Raw genomic sequence first — 16243 nt, 5'->3', positions numbered from 1 at the left:
CGAATGAGCGCTTCTTCCGCCTTCTCCGCCGGCACCGGCCTGCCTGCGATGGCCGACGCGGTCGAGCCTGGCCGCCATGAGCCGCTGGGCGTCACCGTCCGCGATGGCGGCGTCAACATCGCCGTGTTCTCCGCCCATGCGACCCGCGTGGAGTTCTGCCTGTTCGACGAGAGCGGCACGCGGGAGCTGTCGCGCCATGCGCTGCAGGGGCCGGTGGACGGGCTGTGGACCGGCTTCCTGCCCGGTGTCGAGCCCGGCCGCCTCTACGGCCTGCGCGCCCACGGTCCGCATGCGCCCCGTGAGGGTCATCGCTTCAACGCCGCCAAGCTGCTGCTCGATCCCTATGCGCGGGAGATCGTCGGCGAGTTCCGCAACCTGCCCGAGGACCACGGCTATCCCTTCGGTCGTCCGGACGGCCCGCTGGCGCTGGACGAGCGCGACAACGGCCCGACCGCGCTGAAGGCCCGCGTGGCGGCGCCGCTGGTCGCGCCCGGTCCGCGCATCAACGCACCGCGGCACGCGCCGCGCGATGTCGTGCTCTACGAGGTGCATGTGAAGGGCTTCTCGATGCGGCATCCCGGCATTCCCGAGGCGCTGCGCGGCAGCTACGCCGCGCTCGCGCATCCGGTCGCCGTCGCCCACTTCAAGCGCCTGGGCGTGACGACGCTGTCGCTGCTGCCGGTGCAGTTCGCGGTCGACGAGCCGCACCTGTCCGGCACCGGCCTGCGCAACTACTGGGGCTACAACACGCTGGGCTTTTTCGCGCCGGATCCTCGGCTCGCCTCCGCCGCGGTGCGCCACGACCCGTCCGCCGTCGTGGCCGAGTTCCGCGCCATGGTCCATGCCTTGCACGAGGCCGGCCTGGAGGTGGTGCTCGACGTGGTCTACAACCACACGCCCGAGGGCAACGAGTGGGGACCGACGCTGTCGCTGCGCGGGCTGGACCAGAAGAGCTACTACCGGCTGCAGGCCGATGATCCGTCGCGGATGGAGAACCTGACCGCCTGCGGCAACACCGTCCAGGTCGAGCATCCGCGGGTGACGCAGCTGGTGCTGGACTCGCTGCGCTACTGGGTCGGCGAGATGGGCGTCGACGGCTTCCGTTTCGACCTCGCCCCGGTGCTGGGTCGCACGGCCGCGGGCCACGATCCTCGGTCGGCCTTCTACACCGCGCTGCGCCAGGATCCGCTGCTGGCGCAGGTCCACCTGATCGCCGAGCCTTGGGATGCGGGACCTCAGGGCTACCAGCTCGGCCGCTTCCCGGGTCGCTTCATGGAATGGAACGACAAGTTCCGCGACGCGGCCCGCGGCTTCTGGCTCGGCCATGGGCCGGAAGGCGGGCGCATCGGCCGCGGCGAATTCGCGCGGCGCTTCAGCGCGTCCGGCGACATCTTCGATCCGGCGCGACCGACGAATGGCGGCGGCGCGCGCTCGCCGCTGGCCTCGATCAACTTCCTGGCGGTGCACGACGGCTACACGCTGGCCGACCTCGTCAGCTACTCGCGCAAGCACAACCAGGCCAATGGCGAGGACAACCGCGACGGTCGCGACGGCGAGCTGTGCGGCAACTTCGGCGTGGAAGGTCCCACCGACGATCCCGCGATCCGCGACACCCGCGAACGTGCCCGCCGCGCGATGCTGGCGACGCTGCTGCTTTCGCAGGGGACGCCGATGCTGTACTCGGGCGACGAGTTCGGCAACGGGCAGGGCGGCAACAACAACGCCTACTGTCAGGACAATCCGATCGGCTGGCTGGACTGGCCCGCGGCCGATGACTCGCTGATCGCCTACACCGCCGAGCTGACGCGGCTGCGTCGCGATCATGCGCTGCTGCGCCACGCCCGGTGGTTCGCGTCGCCGGAAGGCGATGGGCACGACGGCGGCCGGGACAACGAAGCACCGGGCCAGCCGAGGCTGCGCTGGTTCGACCCGGCCGGCCATGAGATGCGCGAGCAGGACTGGCGAACCGATGGCCGGACGGCGCTGGCGGCGATGCTGAGCGATGGGGACGATCGACTGCTGCTGATGGTCAATCCGGACGCCACCCCGATGCATTTCCGGCTGCCGGAGGCCGTCGACGTCGATGGCGACGATGACGGTTGGATCGCGCTGCTGGACAGCAGCGGCGAGACGGCGCCCGGCCTTCGCGGCGAAGATCGCGTGACCGTGCCGGCCCGCGCGCTGATGTTGTGGGGGCGGCCACCAACGAATGGCGTGCCGGCGTCCCAATAGAACACCGACCCCGAATCATTCCAGGAACACTTTCCCGAGCGACACGACACCATGACGATCGACCTTCATCAACGCCAGTCCGGCGTCCTGCTGCACATCACCTCGCTGCCCGGCCCGAATGGTGTCGGCGACTTCGGTCCCGAGGCCTATCGCTTCGTCGACTGGCTGCAATCGGCGGGGCAGTCGATCTGGCAGTGGCTGCCGAGCACGCCGATCGGTCCGGGCGAGAGCCCGTACCAGGGCGTCTCCGCATTCGCGGGCAGCCCGTGGATGGTGGCGCTGGAGCCGCTGGTCGCGCGCGGCTGGCTGGCGCAGCCGGCGGCGCCGGAGGGTGGCTTCGACGACCGCCGTGTCGACTACGGCCGTGTGCTGCCCTGGCGCGAGCAGCAGCTGCGCGCGGCCGCGGCGGGCTTCTTCGCGCGGGCGTCGGCCGAGGACCGCGCCGCCTACGAAGGGTGGTGCGCCTCCCAGCGCGACTGGCTGGACGACTACGCGCTGTTCATGGCGACCCGCTCGTCGCGCGGCGGTCAGCCGTGGTGGGAATGGCCGCGCGACCTGGCGGCCCGCGAGCCGCACGCGTTGGCGGCGGCGCGCGAGCAGTATGCGGAGGAGGTCGGCTTCTGGCAGTTCGTGCAATGGTGTTTCGACACGCAGGTCGGCGCGCTCAAGGCCTATGCCAACGAGCGCGGCGTCCACATCATGGGCGACCTGCCGATCTTCGTCGCGCACGACAGCGCCGACTGCTGGGCGCGCCCCGACCTGTACGAGCTGGACGAGCATTTCCAGCCCACGGTGGTGGCCGGCGTGCCGCCGGATGCGATGTCGGTCACCGGCCAACGCTGGGGCAATCCGATGTACCGCTGGGACAGGATGGCCCACGAGCACTTCGCCTGGTGGACCGCACGCGTCAAGCGCATGCTGAGTTCGGCCGATGTCTTCCGCATCGACCACTTCCGCGGCTTCGCGGCCTATTACGAGATCCCGGCCGACAGCCCGGACGCCACCCGCGGCGTCTGGAAGACCGGTCCGGGCAAGGCGTTGTTCGATGCGATCGCCAGGTCGCTCGGCGAGCTGCCCATCGTCGCGGAGGACCTGGGCTTCATCACGCCGGACGTGCACGAGCTGCGCGACGCGTTGAACTACCCGGGCATGAAGATCCTGCAGTTCGGCTTCGGCGGCGACGGCGGTCACGAGTTCCTGCCGCACAACTGGCCGCGTGCGGCCGTCTGCTACACCGGGACGCACGACAACGACACGGTGCGCGGCTGGTGGAACCAGGCCAGCGCCCATGAGCGCGCCTATGCCGCCGCCTACCTCCCGGCCGGCGATCACGACATCCACTGGGCCATGATCCGCGCCTGCGCCAACTCGGTGGCCAATGTGGCGGTCTATCCGCTGCAGGACGTGCTGGGCCTGGACAGCGCCCATCGCATGAACATTCCCGGCACCCTCGGCGGCAACTGGGAATGGCGCTTCACCTGGGACATGGTGGGCGCCGAGCCGGGCCGCCTGCTGGCGCAGATCTCGGCGACCAGCGGGAGATCCCCGATTGCCGGCGCCCGGCTGCCCGAGTGAAATGATCTGAAACCGCTTTCATTGGGGAAACCACGGCGGTGATCCCGGGGCTCGCGCCCTAGGATCGGAATCGCACGGGACAACGTTGTCATCGACTGCCCGGTCCTGCGCACCGGACGGCGGACAGCGCGCGAGGACGCCAGGAGCCGCCGATGAGCACGACCGAGATCTTCCTGATCGCGATGGCGATCATCTTCACCGTCCCCTACCTGGTGTGGCGGCTGGGCGGGACGGACTATTTCGCGCCGCTGGTGGTGGTGCAGATCATCACCGGCATCCTGCTGGGCCCCGGCGTGCTGGGGCGCGCATTTCCCGACTACTACCAGTTCGTGTTCAGCGCCCCGGTGGTGCAGTCGCTCAATGGCGTCGCATGGTGGGCGGTGATGCTGTTCGTGTGGATCGCCGGCATCGAGCTCGACCTCAAGAAGGCCTGGGCGCACCGGGTCGAAAGCGGCATCACGGCCGGTCTGGCGCTCGGCGTGCCGATGGCGCTGGGCGCCGTGGCTGCCGCGCTGCTGCTGGGCATGGGCACGCAGTGGATGGGGCCTCGTGCGCTGACCTGGCAGTTCATCGTCGGCGTGGGCATGTCCTGCGCGGTGACCGCGCTGCCCATCTTGATCCTGCTGATGGAGAAGCTCGAGATCCTGCGCCAGCCGATCGGCCAGCGCATCCTGCGCTACGCCAGCCTGGACGACATCCTGATCTGGGGCGTGCTGGCGGTGATCCTGATGGACTGGTCGCGGGTGAGCAAGCAGGTGATCTTCCTGGCGCTCTTCGCCGTGGCGACGGTGCTGTTCCGTCGCCTGATGCGGGCGATCCCGGCGCGCGACCGCTGGTACGTCGGTTTGATCTGGCTGGCCGTGGCGGCCTTCGGCGCCGACTGGTCCGGCCTGCACTTCATGGTCGGCGCCTTCCTGGCCGGGGTCGTGATGGACGCGGACTGGTTCGAGCAGTCGCAGATGGACGCGCTGCGCCACCATGTGCTGCTGGTCGTCATGCCGGTCTTCTTCCTCAGCACCGGCTTGCGCACCCAATGGGGGATGCAGGGCGGGGCGGTGTTCGCCGCGGCCGGGCTGCTGCTCGCGGCCTCGGTGAGCGGCAAGCTGCTGGGCACCCATCTGGCCGGCCGGATCCTGCGCTGGGCGCCCGGCGAGGCCGGCATCATCGGCTGGCTGCTGCAGACCAAGGCGCTGATCATGATCATCTTCGCCAACGTGCTGCTGGACAAACAGATCATCACCAGCGAGACCTTCACCGCGCTGCTGCTGATGGCGGTCGGCTCGACGATGCTGACGGTGCCGATCGTGGCGCCGCGCCTCGCACGGATCAAGGAACTGGTGCTGCGCGCGAGCTGACCGGCGGCGCAGGCGGCCTCGGTCCGTTCCCCGTGTTGAAGGGCAGGCCCGTGCGCGGCATGTTCAGCGCGCGAAGGCGGCGGCGTGCGCCATCACCGGTGCCTGCGCGATCAGCGCGGCCGGCGCCACCAGCGCGGCCTGTGCCGCCGCGCTGACGACGACCGCCGCGGTCGCCGACCAGGGCAGCCCGACGCGCGCCTCCGACAGCAGCCGCGCCGGCAGCGGCAGGTCGTTGCTGGTGGGGACGATGGTCAGGAACTCGTCGGCGCGCGCCAGCTCGATCTCCTGCTCCGACATGCCGACGAACACATGGGCGAAGCCGCGCTCGACCGCGTCCAGGGCCGCCTCGGTCGCGCGGCGCCAGCGCTTGACGGCGGCCACGTCGGACCGGCTCGCGGTCTCGGGCACCGGCCAGCGCGGGTCGCCGCCGGTCACCGCCTGCGCGGCCTGGAAGGCGTCCACGACGCCTGCCGGCCCGCCGAGCCGCGCATCCAGCACCTGCGACGCGATCACCCGCGCGAGCTCGCGCTCGTGGTACGGGACCATGACTCTCTCCAGGATGACTTCATAGCGTCGCATGACGGTTCCTTCCACTCGGGCGCTTGCATTGGGGAGGAAGGAGAATACTGTATGCACATACAGTGTTCAAGGCAGGGTCTTGGGGGGTGCTGCCATCCGTTGGCAGGATGAAGGACGCCCCCGGGCGGCGGACCGCGCGGGGGCGTCATGAGGGTCGACCGGGCGGCTTCAGCCGCCGCGGATCACTTCAGGCCGGCGCCCATCGCCTTGGACAGCGAGGCGGTCGGATCGTCGCCGGAGAACTCCCAGAAGAAGGCGCCGCCGAAGCCCTTGGACTTCACATAGGCCATCTTGGTGGCGATCGTCGCCGGGGTGTCGAAGCTCCAGAAGGTCGTGCCGTTGTAGATCCACTGGGCCTTGCTGACGTCGTCGATCCGGCTGGTGTAGCCCTGCAGGTTCTTCAGGACCTTGTAGTCCTCGTTGCCCGCCTCGTAGGTGCCCGGGGCCGGCGTGCCGGTCTGGAACAGGCCGTTGTTGACGTTCGGGACATTGGTCCAGCCGCGGCCGTAGAAGCCGATGCCCACGTTGAGCTTCTTCGCCGGCACGCCCTTGTCGAGGAAGGCCTGCATCGCGTCGTTGGTGTTGTATTTGCGCACATCGCCGGTCGACGGATCGTTCGCCGGCGCGTACAGCGGCGAATGGAAGCCGGTGATCGTGTCCCAGCCGCCATGGAAGTCGTAGGTCATCACGTTGATGAAGTCCAGGTAGGGGTGCACCTTGTCCGGGTCGTAGGCGCGGACCTTGTCCACCCCGGCGCCGGAAGCGATCGTCAGCAGCAGGCCCGGCTTGACCGCGTCGAGCTGCTTGCGGAACTCCGCCAGCAGCGCGGTGAAGTTCTCCCGGTCCTCGGCCGCGCCGCAGGCCAGGCCGCAGGCGTTCGGGTACTCCCAGTCCAGGTCGATGCCGTCGAACACGCCCAGCGCCGCGCCCGGGCCGCCCGCACCGTCGCTCACCGGCAGGTTGCCCTTGATGTAGGCGTCCACGCAGCTCTGCACGAAGGCCACCCGGTTCTCCGGACGGGCCGCGCTCGAGAAGCCGCGCGACCAGGTCCAGCCGCCCAGCGAGATCAGCACCTTCAGCTTCGGGTACTTGGCCTTGAGCTTCTTGAGCTGGTTCCAGCTGCCGCGCAGCGGCTGGTCCCAGGTGTCGGCCTTGCCGTCCACGCTCAGGTCGGCACCGTAGGCCTTGCTGTAGTCGGCGAACGCGTCGCCGCCTTCCCCGGTGCTCTCATTGCTCGGGATGACCTTGCCCACCTCGCAGCGGTTGTTGCGGACGTTGCCGAAGGCGTAGTTGATGTGGGTGAGGTTGGCCGCCGAGCCGCTGGTGTCGATGTTCTTGACGTGGTAGTTGCGGCCGTAGATGCCCCACTGCGCGAAGTAGCCCAGCAGCACCTTCTCGCCGGCCGTCTGCGTGTCGGTCTTGACGGTGATCGGCGCCGACGGCTGCGAGCTGCCCGCCTGGTTGAACGCGCTGACGGTGAAGGTGTAGCTGGTGTCGGGCGTCAGGTTGGTGACGCTGGCGCTGGTGGCCGCGCCCTGCGCGACCTGCGTCGCGCCCTGGTTGACGCGGTACTGCACCGTGCAGTTCGGGCCCGCGGCGACGGCGTTCCAGGCCAGGTTCACGCTGGTGGCGCTCTTGGACGGCGCGCTCAGCCCGGCCGGCGTGGCCGGGGCCGCGGCGCAGTTGCCGCTGGCGGTGCCGGTCAGCAGCGCTGCGCTCAGCGCGGAGACATTGCCGGCCTTGTCCTTGGCGCGCACCTGGTAGCTGTAGGCGGTGCCGGCGCTCAGCCCGGTGTCGGTGTGGCTGGTGCCGGTGGGCGACGCGATCAGCGAACCGCCACGCAGCAGTTCGTAGTTGTTGACCCCGCTGCCGGCGTCGGTCGAGGCGGCCCAGCTCAGCGTGATGCTGCTGGTGCCGATGTTGCTGGCGCTCAGGCCGGACGGGACGCTCGGCGGCGTGGTGTCGGCGCCGCCGGTGTCGCAGGCGCCCAGCGATTTCCAGACGTCCCACTGGCCGGAGTTGGTCGCCGGCGGGTTGTTCTGCGTCCACCACTTCGCCTGGTAGGCGATGTTGTTCTGCTTGGCATAGCTGTTGGACGTGCCGGTGTAGATCGCCGACGCGGACCATTCGGGCACGTTGGTGCAGTCATAGGCCTGGGCGGTGCCGGCGGCCATCGCCGCGGCCAGCGCGATGCCGCCGAGGCGGATCATGCGGTTCTTCATGTCGAGCTCCTGGTGTCGAGGGGTTGGGTGGGGAGGTTCCGGGATCACTGGCGGGCGGCGGTCGAGGCCTTGACCGCCGCGGCGGCGGGCACCGCGCCGCGCCGCGCCTCCTGCGCCAGCGCATAGCTGCGGCCGCCGAACGTGACCGTCCAGTTGCTGGGCATGGGCATGGGCAGGTAGTAGTTGATGGTCAGCGTCACGCTGGCGCCGGGCGCCAGGCTCTGCCAGCCGGGCAGCTTGAAGCTGGCGCGGTGGAAGTCGTTCTTCAGGCCACCGACGTTGTGGCCGGCGGCGTTCGAGCCGTTGGCGATCACCGTCAGGCCGAAGCCGCTCTGGTCGGTCACCGTCGACGGGATCGCGGTGGGGACGTCGAACTGGAACTCGGTGCCGCCGGGCAGCGTGGTCGTGCTGTTGTTGGTCAGGGTGAGCTTGGGCGTGATCGGGTAGTTGCTGTCGCCCAGCGCGAAGCCGCCCAGCGCGTAGCCGATATCCAGCGTGTCCGCGGGCAGGCTCGCCGAGGTCAGCCGGTTGCCGTAGGCGCCGGCCGTCTTCAGCTTGTTGTAGAGCGTGCTGGTCAGCGTGTTGCCGATGAAGTACTCGTTGCGGGCGGTGTCGAAGGCGTAGTCGCCGGCGAACTCCCAGAACATCACGCCGCCGATGCCGCGATCGGCGATGTACTGCGCCTTGACGCCCAGGGACTGTTCGTCCTCGGTGCTGATGAAGACCTGCTTCTGCGCGTTCCACAGCCAGGGCGCCACCAGCGTCGCGTCGTAGTGGCGAACGTAGCTGCCGGTGAGCCGGTCGGCCGGATTCGTCGCCGGGTTCAGGCCATAGGCGGCGAGGTAGCTGCCCGGGCGGCCGGAGGCGAGGTTCATCGCATGCCACATCGGGTTGGAGCCGGCCGGGACTTCCTTGCTGGAGACGTCCAGGTCGTGCCACAGGTTGTCGATGCCCACCGCGCCGTTGCCGCACTTCTGCACCGTGCCGCCGCCGGTGCCGGCCGGGCACTTGCTCTGGTCGGGCAGGGCGGCCTGGCCCCACAGGCCGTTGGTGCCGCCGGTCACGCCCTGCCAGCCGCGGGTGTAGTACGGCACGCCGATGTTGATGCGGCCGGCCGGCATCGCGCCGCGGAAGTAGTGGTAGGCCCAGTCGGTGTTGAGGTAGCCGATGCGGGCGTACTGGCTGCTCGAGTAGTAGTTCCAGGCGGTGAGCTCGGCATCGCGGCCGTCGTCGTACAGCGCCGCGTTGGGGCCGACGAACTGGTTCCAGGCGCCGTGCAGGTCGTAGCTCATGATGTTCACGTAGTCCAGGTACTGGGTGACCTGGAAGGCTTCCATCCCGCGCAGCAGGTAGCCGGAGGAGGGCGCCGCGATCGTGAGCAGGTAGTGGCGCGCGTCGGCCTGGCTGGCCGCGTCCAGCTTGGCGCGCAGCGTGCGCATCAGCACCACGTAGTTCTTCATCAGCGCGCCGCGGCGGGCGTTGCTGATGGCGAAGTCCACCGGGTTGCCGGCGTTGTTCATGCTGGTCGGGTACTCGTAGTCGATGTCGACCCCATCGAAGCCGTACTGGCGCAGGAAGGCCACGGCCGAGTCCGCGAAGGCGTTGATGCCGGCGGTGTTGGTCGAGCCGTCGGCGTTGGTGGTCATCGTGTAGAAGCCGGTCGTCTCCGCCCAGCCGCCGACCGAGATCAGCGTCTTGACGTTCGGGTACTGCTTCTTGAGCTTGTTCAGCAGGTTGAAGTGGCCCTTGTAGGGATAGGCCGGGTCCATCTCCGCGCCGGCGATGCCGGGCCAGGTCAGGCCGGTGGCGGGATTGGCGGCATCGGCGGTGTTGCCGATGGACAGCTTGTTGGCCGCGTCCACGTGCGCGAACGCGTAGTTGATGTGCGTGACCTGCGCCCAGGGGATCTGGTGCGCGAGGAACGCCGGCTGGCCGGTCTTGCCGGTGCGCCAGCTGGTGAAGTAGCCGATGATGCGGCGCGGCTTGTCGGCGCCCATCTTCTCGCGGCCCTGGTCGTCGTAGACCTTGCAGTAGGCGGGCGCGGTGCCGGGCGTGGTGACCAGGCCCTCGGGCCGGCAGCGCTCGTCGCCGGTGACCTGGCCCTGCACGCTGATGCGCACGGCGGCGCTCTCGGTGGTGGCGCCCTTGTCGTCGGTGGCGCGGGCGGTGATGTCGGCGATGCCGGCGCGCGCGGTCCAGCCGATGCTGAAGGGCGCGGTGCTGTCCTCGGCGACCAGCGCGCCATTGACGTAGAAGCCGACCTTGGCGACGGTGCCGTCGCTGTCCGCGGCGGTCGCGGCGAGCGTCACCGTGTCGCCGGCGGTGGGCGAGGTACCGGCCGTCGGCGCGGTCAGCGCCACGGTGGGCGGCTTGTTCGTGCCGCCTCCGCCGCCGTCACAGGTGCCGAGCACCTTCCACACGTCCCACTGGCCGGAATTGCTCGCCGGCGGATTGTTCTGCGTCCACCACTTGGCCTGGTAGGCGGTGTTGTTCTGCTTGACGATCGCGTTGCCGCCGTAGGCGGTGGCCGCGTTCCAGTCCGCGACGCCGGTGCAGTCGTAGGCCATCGCGGAACTGCCGGCGAAGGCCAGCGCCACCGGCATCAGCCAGGGCAGCAGCGGGTGGGGACGGGCACAGGGATGAAGTCTCATCGGGGGCTCCTGAACGGTGTTGTCGTTGTCTTCGGGAACTGCAGGGATGAGCGCCGCCGCGCCGGGCGACTGCGGAGGCAGCGCGGCGGATACGGTCGGACTCGGAGAAAAGGCGCCGGTCGGTTCAACCGGCGAAGGCGGCGGTCGCTCGGGCGCGACCGCCGGCGACCGGCCTCAGGCCGGCCACTCGGGGGCAGAAGGGCGCGGGATCGGCGCCGCCGGGACGACGACGCGGTCAGCGGGGCGGGGGAAGGCGCGTGCAGGCATGGAAGTCACTCCTCGCGTTCGACGTGCAGTCCGCGGGCGACTGGCGTCCGCGGCGTCCAGGAGATCGATACCGCTGCTGATCTCATAGTGGTATGCAATGTAGATACCACTCGCATCCGAATCATTCAGGTTAACCCTTGAGGTCTGGGTAACTTGTCGTAATGATGTCGTCGAAACGGGGCCGTGGCGTCATTTTCCCGGACGAGAAGGGAAAACCGGTGCCGCAGAACGAAGTCGCTGGGAAAACCAGTGTGGGACCAATTTTTGCCGGAGCCCTCCCGGGCCGGACGGGGTCAGCGCTCGACGCGCTGCCACTGCCCTTCGCGCAGCAGCTCGTGCGGCAGGAAGCGGGCCTTGTAGGCCATCTTGTCGCTCTGCGCGATCCAGTAGCCCAGGTAGAGGTGAGGCAGGCTCAGGTCGCGGGTCTGGCGCAGTTGCCACAGCACGTTGTAGGTGCCGTAGCTGACGCCGGGCTCCGGCTCGTAGAAGGTGTAGACCGCCGACAGCCCGTCGCCCAGGATGTCCAGGATGGACACCATCTTCAGCGCGCCAGCCGGCTCGCGGAATTCCACCAGCCGCGAGTTGACGCGGCTCTGCAGCAGGAACTGGGTGTATTGGTCGACGCTGTCGTGGTCCATGCCGCCGCCGCTGTGCCGGCCGGCCTGGTAGCGCAGGTAGAGCTGGTAATGCTCGTCGCTGTAGCCGAGCCGCATGACGCGCGCCTGCAGGTGCTGATGCTGCGCCCAGGCGCGGCGCTGGCTGCGATTGGGATGGAAGTCCGCCACCGGGATGCGCATCGGCACGCAGGCCTTGCAGCCATCGCAGTAGGGCCGGTAAGTGAACATGCCGCTGCGCCGGAAGCCGGCGGCCACCAGGCTGGAGTAGGCGTCGGCGTGGATCAGGTGGCTGGGCGTGGCGACCTGCGAGCGGGCCTGGCGGTCGCTCAGGTAGCTGCAGGGGTAGGGCGCGGTCGCATAGAACTGCAGCTCGGCCAGCGGGAGTTCCTTGGGATGCGTCACGGTCAGGGCCTGTCGGACGTTGCGCGCGAGTCTTGCGGGGAGGGGATCGGCGGGGAGCCGGCGTCCGCGCGGTCGGCGTCGCCGAGGCCCAGGTGGGCCCACAGGCGCGGATGATAGGTCCAATCCCCGGGCGCCGGCAGGCCGACATGGGCGGCCAGATGGGCCTCGAAGGCCTCGCGCGTGACGGGTGCCGCACCGAGCGACGCGAGGTGCGCCGTCTGCTGCTGGCAGTCGATCCAGGGAATGCCGAACTCCCGGCACAGGCAGACCAGCGCGGCCAGCGCGATCTTCGAGGCGTCGGTCCTGCGCATGAACATCGACTCGCCGTAGAACATGCGGCCGAGGTTGACGCCATACAGCCCGCCGGCGAGCTCGCCGTCCATCCAGGTCTCGACGGTGTGCACCGTGCCCTCGCGGGCGAGCTGCAGGTAGGCCTGCTGCATCTCGGGGACGATCCAGGTGCCGTCCTGCCCGTCGCGGGGCGTGCTGGCGCAGGCCTTGAGCACGGTGGCGGCGGCGCTGTCGACGCGGATCTCGCAGCCGGGCGTGCGGATGAAGCGGGCCAGCGTCTTGCGCAGCGAGCGCGAGAGCTTGAAGTCGGCGGTGCGCAGGACCATGCGCGGGTCGGTGGTCCACCAGAGGATAGGCTGGCCCTCGCCATACCAGGGGAAGATGCCGCGTGCGTAGGCCGCGCGCAGCCGTCCCGGCCTCAGGTCGCCGCCGGCGGCGAGCAACCCCGGCGCGTCGCTGCGCGGCCCCAGCGCGCGGCGGGTCGGCGGGAAGTCCAGGGAGTCATCGTCGAGCCAGGGGATCATCCGCTTCATGGTAGCGTGCCGGCTTCTGTCGAAGACCTCCCGCGTCCCCCTCGTTCCCATGATCACCCTCTACGGCATCCCCAACTGCGACACCGTCAAGCGCGCCCGCGCCTGGCTCGACGAGCAGGGCCTGGCCTACCAGTTCCACGACTACAAGAAGCAGGGCGTGCCCGCGCAGCGGCTGCCGGGCTGGATGGCGGAACTGGGCTGGGACAAGGTGCTCAACCGCGCCGGCACCACCTGGCGCAAGCTGGACGACGCGACCAAGGCCGGCGTCACCGACGCGGCATCGGCGGCCGCGCTGATGGCGGCCCAGCCCAGCGTGATCAAGCGTCCGGTCGTCGAATGGGACGACGGTCGACTGAGCCTGGGCTTCTCGCCCGAGCTGTTCGCGTCGCACGCCCCGCGCTGATCGGAGGTTCCCCATGTTCACCGGCATCGTTCAAGGCATCGCGCAGGTCGCCCGGATCACCGACAAGGAAGGGCTGCGCAGCTTCACCCTGGACTTCCCCGACGGCTTCTGCCGCGACCTGGAGATCGGCGCGTCGGTCGCCTGCGACGGCGTCTGCCTGACCGTCACCGCGCTCGACGGCGATCACCGTGCCGATTTCGACGTGATGCTGCAGAGCCTGAACCTCACGACGCTGGGGCAACTGGACGTCGGCGGCCGGCTCAATGTCGAGCGGGCCGCCAAGGAAGGCGCCGAGATCGGCGGCCATCCGCTCTCCGGCCATGTCGATTTCATGGCCACCGTCGCGTCCATCCGCCAGCCGGCCAACAACCACGTGATCCGCATCGCGGTGCCCGCGCCCTGGATGCGCTACATCTTCCCGAAGGGCTACATCGCGGTGAACGGCGCCAGCCTGACCGTGGCGGAGGCCGGACGCCACCCCGACGGCTCGGGCTGGTTCGAGGTCTGGCTCATCCCCGAGACGCTGCGGATGACGACCTTCGCCGACAAGGGCGAGGGCGCGCCGGTCCATATCGAGATCGAGCGCCAGACCCAGGTGATGGTGGACACCATCCGCGACGCGGTGGCCGAGAAGATCGGCGCGCTGATGCCGGCGCTCAGGCTGTTCGCCCAGGAGCGGGGCCTGGACCTCGGCGCGGAATGAGGCCTGCGGGTTCCCCCGCATAGTCCATCGCCGCTGTTTCGCCATCCCTACAACACCAGATGACCTAAGTCATCGGCGCCACGCGATGCGCCCGCGCGCGGCGCCCACTTCACCGCGTGACGCGGACGCCTCGCGCCGGCCCGGCCGACGCGCCGGCGCGCCATTCACCGATGCCATCGGCCATCGCGCCGATCCTCGCCAGCCCGCGCCGATGCTGGCGCTCGCGGGGTCAGGCTTTGCCGGACACCGTCCGTCGAGCGGTTTCGTGCGCGCTGCGGATCGGAGCCGTCCCTGATCCACGCCGGCGCGTGTCCGCTCCCGTGGATCGGGTGGCACCCACCACGATGGGGGCCTCGCTTTTTGGGAACCTGCGCCTAACAATCCGCCACATTCGATCGCATCCATCGCGTCCATCGCGATCCGGACCACAGGCAAGGGGAAGACGAATGATGGCCAAAGGCCTGATGGCTGCCGGGCTGCTCGCCGCGTCGATCGCGGCGATCGCCCAGGTGCCTTACGTGTTCAGCTACAACCCGGGACCCACCCGCGGCACGAAATGGATGGCCAGGGCCTCCGACGGCAATGCCGAGGGATCGGCCTCGGTGGTCGCGTCGTCGCCGCGTCCGGTGTGGGCACGGATCTGCTACACGATCGGTCCGTCCGACAGCACCGTGTCGGTCTATGCGCAGACCCGCAACGAGGAGCCGCGCGCCTTCGAGATCGCCTGGGGCGGTTGCAGCGATGTCTTCGGCACCAGCATCTGGATCGGCAATCCGCATGGCCAGCCGGTCGGTGGCCATTACGGCGTCGCGCCCGCCACCCCGCTCGACTGATCACCCTGTTTCCCAGATCCGGCCGGTCGGGCCGACCGGGTCGTGTCCGTCGTTGTTGTTTTCGCTCGTCCTGAGATGTCCTTAGAAAAACTGGAGGATCCCATGCTCGCCACTCCCCGCTCCACTTCCATGTCCGGCTTCGCGCTGAAGTCGGCCCTGCTGCTGTCCCCGCTGCTGCTCGCGGGTTGCCTGGCCAGTGCGCCGACGATGGGCGAGAACAAGGGCACGGTCTCCGGCGCCGCCGGCGGCGCGACCGCCGAGAACCAGAACAGCAAGCTCGAGCATTGCGACGAGACGCTGGGCACGCTGGCGATCTTCGAGGACACCAACGCGCCGTGGTGGTCGCAGCTGCGCGACCGCCAGCTGGGCTCCACCGTGCCGGTGCTGCGCCTGATGGTCCAGCAGTCCAACTGCTTCGTGATCGTCGAACGCGGCAAGGCCTTCGCCAACATGGAGCGCGAGCGCGCGCTGATGCAATCGGGCGAGGTCCGTGCGGGCAGCAACTTCGGCCAGGGCCAGATGGTCGCCGCCGACTACACGATGAGCCCGGAGATCCAGTTCGCCGGCAAGACCGGCGGTGGTGGCGGTGGCATCGGCACCGGCGCCATCGGCCTGCTGACCGCGGTCGCGGCCAACGTCAGCCAGAACGAGGCGTCCACGACGCTGCTGCTGGTGGACAACCGCTCCGGCGTGCAGATCTCGGCCGCGGAAGGCACGGCCAAGAACTTCGACTTCGGTTTCGGCGGCGCCAGCTTCTTCAGCAACACCGCGATCGCTGGCGGCGCCTACGGCAAGACGCCGGCTGGCAAGGTCATCGTGACCGCCTTCGCGGACTCGTACAACCAGATGGTCAAGGCGCTGCGCAACTACAAGGCGCAGCAGGTCAAGGGCGGCCTGGGCACCGGTGGCCGACTGGGCGTGCAGGGCGGCTCGACCGCCGCGTCCAAGGAACTGGACCAGCCGGCCGCACCGAAGGCCGCGCCGAAGCCGGCCGCCAAGCCGGCGGCGAAGAAGCCGGCCACGTCGGGGACGACGGGGACGACCGGCAAGTAAGACACCGCGGGAGAGGGGCGCGCCTCAGCGCCTCTCGATCTCGGCGCGCAGGCGGTCTTCCTGCTCACGCAGCTCCGGCGTGAACGCCTCGCCGAAATCCTCGGCCTCGAAGATCTGTCGGATCTCGATATCCGAGTCTCCCGTCTGCGGATTGGGGCACTTCTTCACCCACTCGATCGCCTCCTCCAGCGAGGCGCATTCCCAGATCCAGAAGCCGGCGATCAGCTCCTTGGTCTCGGCGAACGGGCCGTCGGTGACGGTGCGGGACTCGCCGGAGAAGCGCACCCGCACGCCCTTGCGGCTGGGGTGCAGGCCTTCGCCGGACTTCATGATGCCGGCCTTGACCAGCGCCTCGTTGTAGGCGCCCATGGCGGCGAGCAGTTCGGTGCTGGGCATCTCGCCCGCTTCGCTGTGGCTGTCGGCCTTGACGATGACCATGAATCGCATGACATGCTCCTGAAAGGGTCCCGGCGGGACGCTGGAAGTAAATGAGGGTGGACGACCTCGGCCGTCTCACCCTCATGACG

13 protein-coding genes are annotated in these 16243 nt (G+C 69.4%); 7 read left to right on the top strand and 6 right to left on the bottom strand.

Annotation, left to right across the window (positions count from 1 at the left end; all coding sequences use genetic code 11):
- Positions 1–3: 3 nt before the first annotated feature.
- From glgX to CS062_RS15550, 3 genes are all read left to right on the top strand, one after another.
- Positions 4–2232 carry a glycogen debranching protein GlgX gene (glgX, locus tag CS062_RS15560; protein ID WP_233218081.1) on the top strand — a complete coding sequence of 743 codons (2229 nt, stop codon included), beginning with the start codon at positions 4–6 and terminating at the stop codon, positions 2230–2232.
- 51 nt (positions 2233–2283) lie between these two features.
- Entirely contained in the window at positions 2284–3807 is a 1524-nt protein-coding gene (malQ, locus tag CS062_RS15555) for a 4-alpha-glucanotransferase (protein ID WP_099862514.1), read from the top strand.
- Positions 3808–3959: 152 nt separating this feature from the next.
- Positions 3960–5162, top strand: a complete 1203-nt coding sequence (locus tag CS062_RS15550) for a cation:proton antiporter (RefSeq protein WP_099862513.1) — start codon at positions 3960–3962, stop codon at positions 5160–5162.
- Between the two features lie 63 nt (positions 5163–5225).
- Here CS062_RS15550 and CS062_RS15545 read toward each other — a convergent pair whose 3' ends face one another.
- From CS062_RS15545 to aat, 5 genes are all read right to left on the bottom strand, one after another.
- Positions 5226–5741, bottom strand: a complete 516-nt coding sequence (locus tag CS062_RS15545) for a hypothetical protein (RefSeq protein WP_099862512.1) — start codon at positions 5739–5741, stop codon at positions 5226–5228.
- Between the two features lie 182 nt (positions 5742–5923).
- The gene (locus CS062_RS15540; RefSeq protein ID WP_199174255.1) at positions 5924–7963 is read right to left on the bottom strand and encodes a glycosyl hydrolase family 18 protein; all 2040 of its coding nucleotides are present in this window, start codon (positions 7961–7963) and stop codon (positions 5924–5926) included.
- Between the two features lie 44 nt (positions 7964–8007).
- A complete protein-coding gene (locus tag CS062_RS15535) occupies positions 8008–10614 on the bottom strand; it encodes a chitinase C-terminal domain-containing protein (protein ID WP_099862511.1) in 2607 nt (868 codons plus the stop codon).
- A 560-nt stretch (positions 10615–11174) separates the two neighbouring features.
- On the bottom strand, positions 11175–11900 hold the full coding sequence (locus CS062_RS15530; protein WP_099862510.1) for an arginyltransferase: 726 nt from the start codon (positions 11898–11900) through the stop codon (positions 11175–11177).
- A gap of 2 nt (positions 11901–11902) precedes the next feature.
- Positions 11903–12715 carry a leucyl/phenylalanyl-tRNA--protein transferase gene (gene aat, locus CS062_RS15525; protein WP_099862523.1) on the bottom strand — a complete coding sequence of 271 codons (813 nt, stop codon included), beginning with the start codon at positions 12713–12715 and terminating at the stop codon, positions 11903–11905.
- Between the two features lie 58 nt (positions 12716–12773).
- On the opposite strand from aat, the gene CS062_RS15520 reads away from it, so the two are divergent.
- From CS062_RS15520 to CS062_RS15505, 4 genes are all read left to right on the top strand, one after another.
- Complete coding sequence (locus CS062_RS15520) at positions 12774–13127, top strand: ArsC family reductase (RefSeq protein ID WP_099862509.1); 354 nt, start codon at positions 12774–12776, stop codon at positions 13125–13127.
- A 13-nt stretch (positions 13128–13140) separates the two neighbouring features.
- Positions 13141–13830 (top strand): riboflavin synthase subunit alpha, encoded by a 690-nt coding sequence (locus CS062_RS15515; protein WP_099862508.1) that lies wholly within the window; start codon positions 13141–13143, stop codon positions 13828–13830.
- Between the two features lie 446 nt (positions 13831–14276).
- Positions 14277–14663, top strand: coding sequence for a hypothetical protein (locus CS062_RS15510; protein ID WP_099862507.1), 387 nt, complete (start codon positions 14277–14279; stop codon positions 14661–14663).
- Between the two features lie 102 nt (positions 14664–14765).
- The gene (locus CS062_RS15505; protein WP_099862506.1) at positions 14766–15716 is read left to right on the top strand and encodes a CsgG/HfaB family protein; all 951 of its coding nucleotides are present in this window, start codon (positions 14766–14768) and stop codon (positions 15714–15716) included.
- Positions 15717–15740: 24 nt separating this feature from the next.
- Here the strand turns inward: CS062_RS15505 and CS062_RS15500 are convergent, their stop codons facing one another.
- The gene (locus CS062_RS15500) at positions 15741–16163 is read right to left on the bottom strand and encodes a YciI family protein (protein WP_099862505.1); all 423 of its coding nucleotides are present in this window, start codon (positions 16161–16163) and stop codon (positions 15741–15743) included.
- Positions 16164–16243 lie beyond the last annotated feature (80 nt).

The organism is Roseateles chitinivorans (assembly GCF_002761755.1).
Classification (GTDB): domain Bacteria; phylum Pseudomonadota; class Gammaproteobacteria; order Burkholderiales; family Burkholderiaceae_C; genus Roseateles; species Roseateles chitinivorans.
Note: the sequence above shows the minus strand (reverse complement) of the source record. Positions and strands in the feature narration are given on the sequence as shown.

Coding starts and splice junctions, on each gene's coding strand:
- CS062_RS15515 (WP_099862508.1), top strand. CDS start 13,141: ATGTTCACCGGCATCGTTCAAGGCATCGCGCAGGTCGCCCGGATCACC.
- glgX (WP_233218081.1), top strand. CDS start 4: ATGAGCGCTTCTTCCGCCTTCTCCGCCGGCACCGGCCTGCCTGCGATG.
- CS062_RS15500 (WP_099862505.1), bottom strand. CDS start 16,163: ATGCGATTCATGGTCATCGTCAAGGCCGACAGCCACAGCGAAGCGGGC.
- CS062_RS15550 (WP_099862513.1), top strand. CDS start 3,960: ATGAGCACGACCGAGATCTTCCTGATCGCGATGGCGATCATCTTCACC.
- CS062_RS15545 (WP_099862512.1), bottom strand. CDS start 5,741: ATGCGACGCTATGAAGTCATCCTGGAGAGAGTCATGGTCCCGTACCAC.
- CS062_RS15535 (WP_099862511.1), bottom strand. CDS start 10,614: ATGAGACTTCATCCCTGTGCCCGTCCCCACCCGCTGCTGCCCTGGCTG.
- aat (WP_099862523.1), bottom strand. CDS start 12,715: ATGATCCCCTGGCTCGACGATGACTCCCTGGACTTCCCGCCGACCCGC.
- CS062_RS15520 (WP_099862509.1), top strand. CDS start 12,774: ATGATCACCCTCTACGGCATCCCCAACTGCGACACCGTCAAGCGCGCC.
- CS062_RS15510 (WP_099862507.1), top strand. CDS start 14,277: ATGATGGCCAAAGGCCTGATGGCTGCCGGGCTGCTCGCCGCGTCGATC.
- CS062_RS15505 (WP_099862506.1), top strand. CDS start 14,766: ATGCTCGCCACTCCCCGCTCCACTTCCATGTCCGGCTTCGCGCTGAAG.
- CS062_RS15540 (WP_199174255.1), bottom strand. CDS start 7,963: ATGAAGAACCGCATGATCCGCCTCGGCGGCATCGCGCTGGCCGCGGCG.
- malQ (WP_099862514.1), top strand. CDS start 2,284: ATGACGATCGACCTTCATCAACGCCAGTCCGGCGTCCTGCTGCACATC.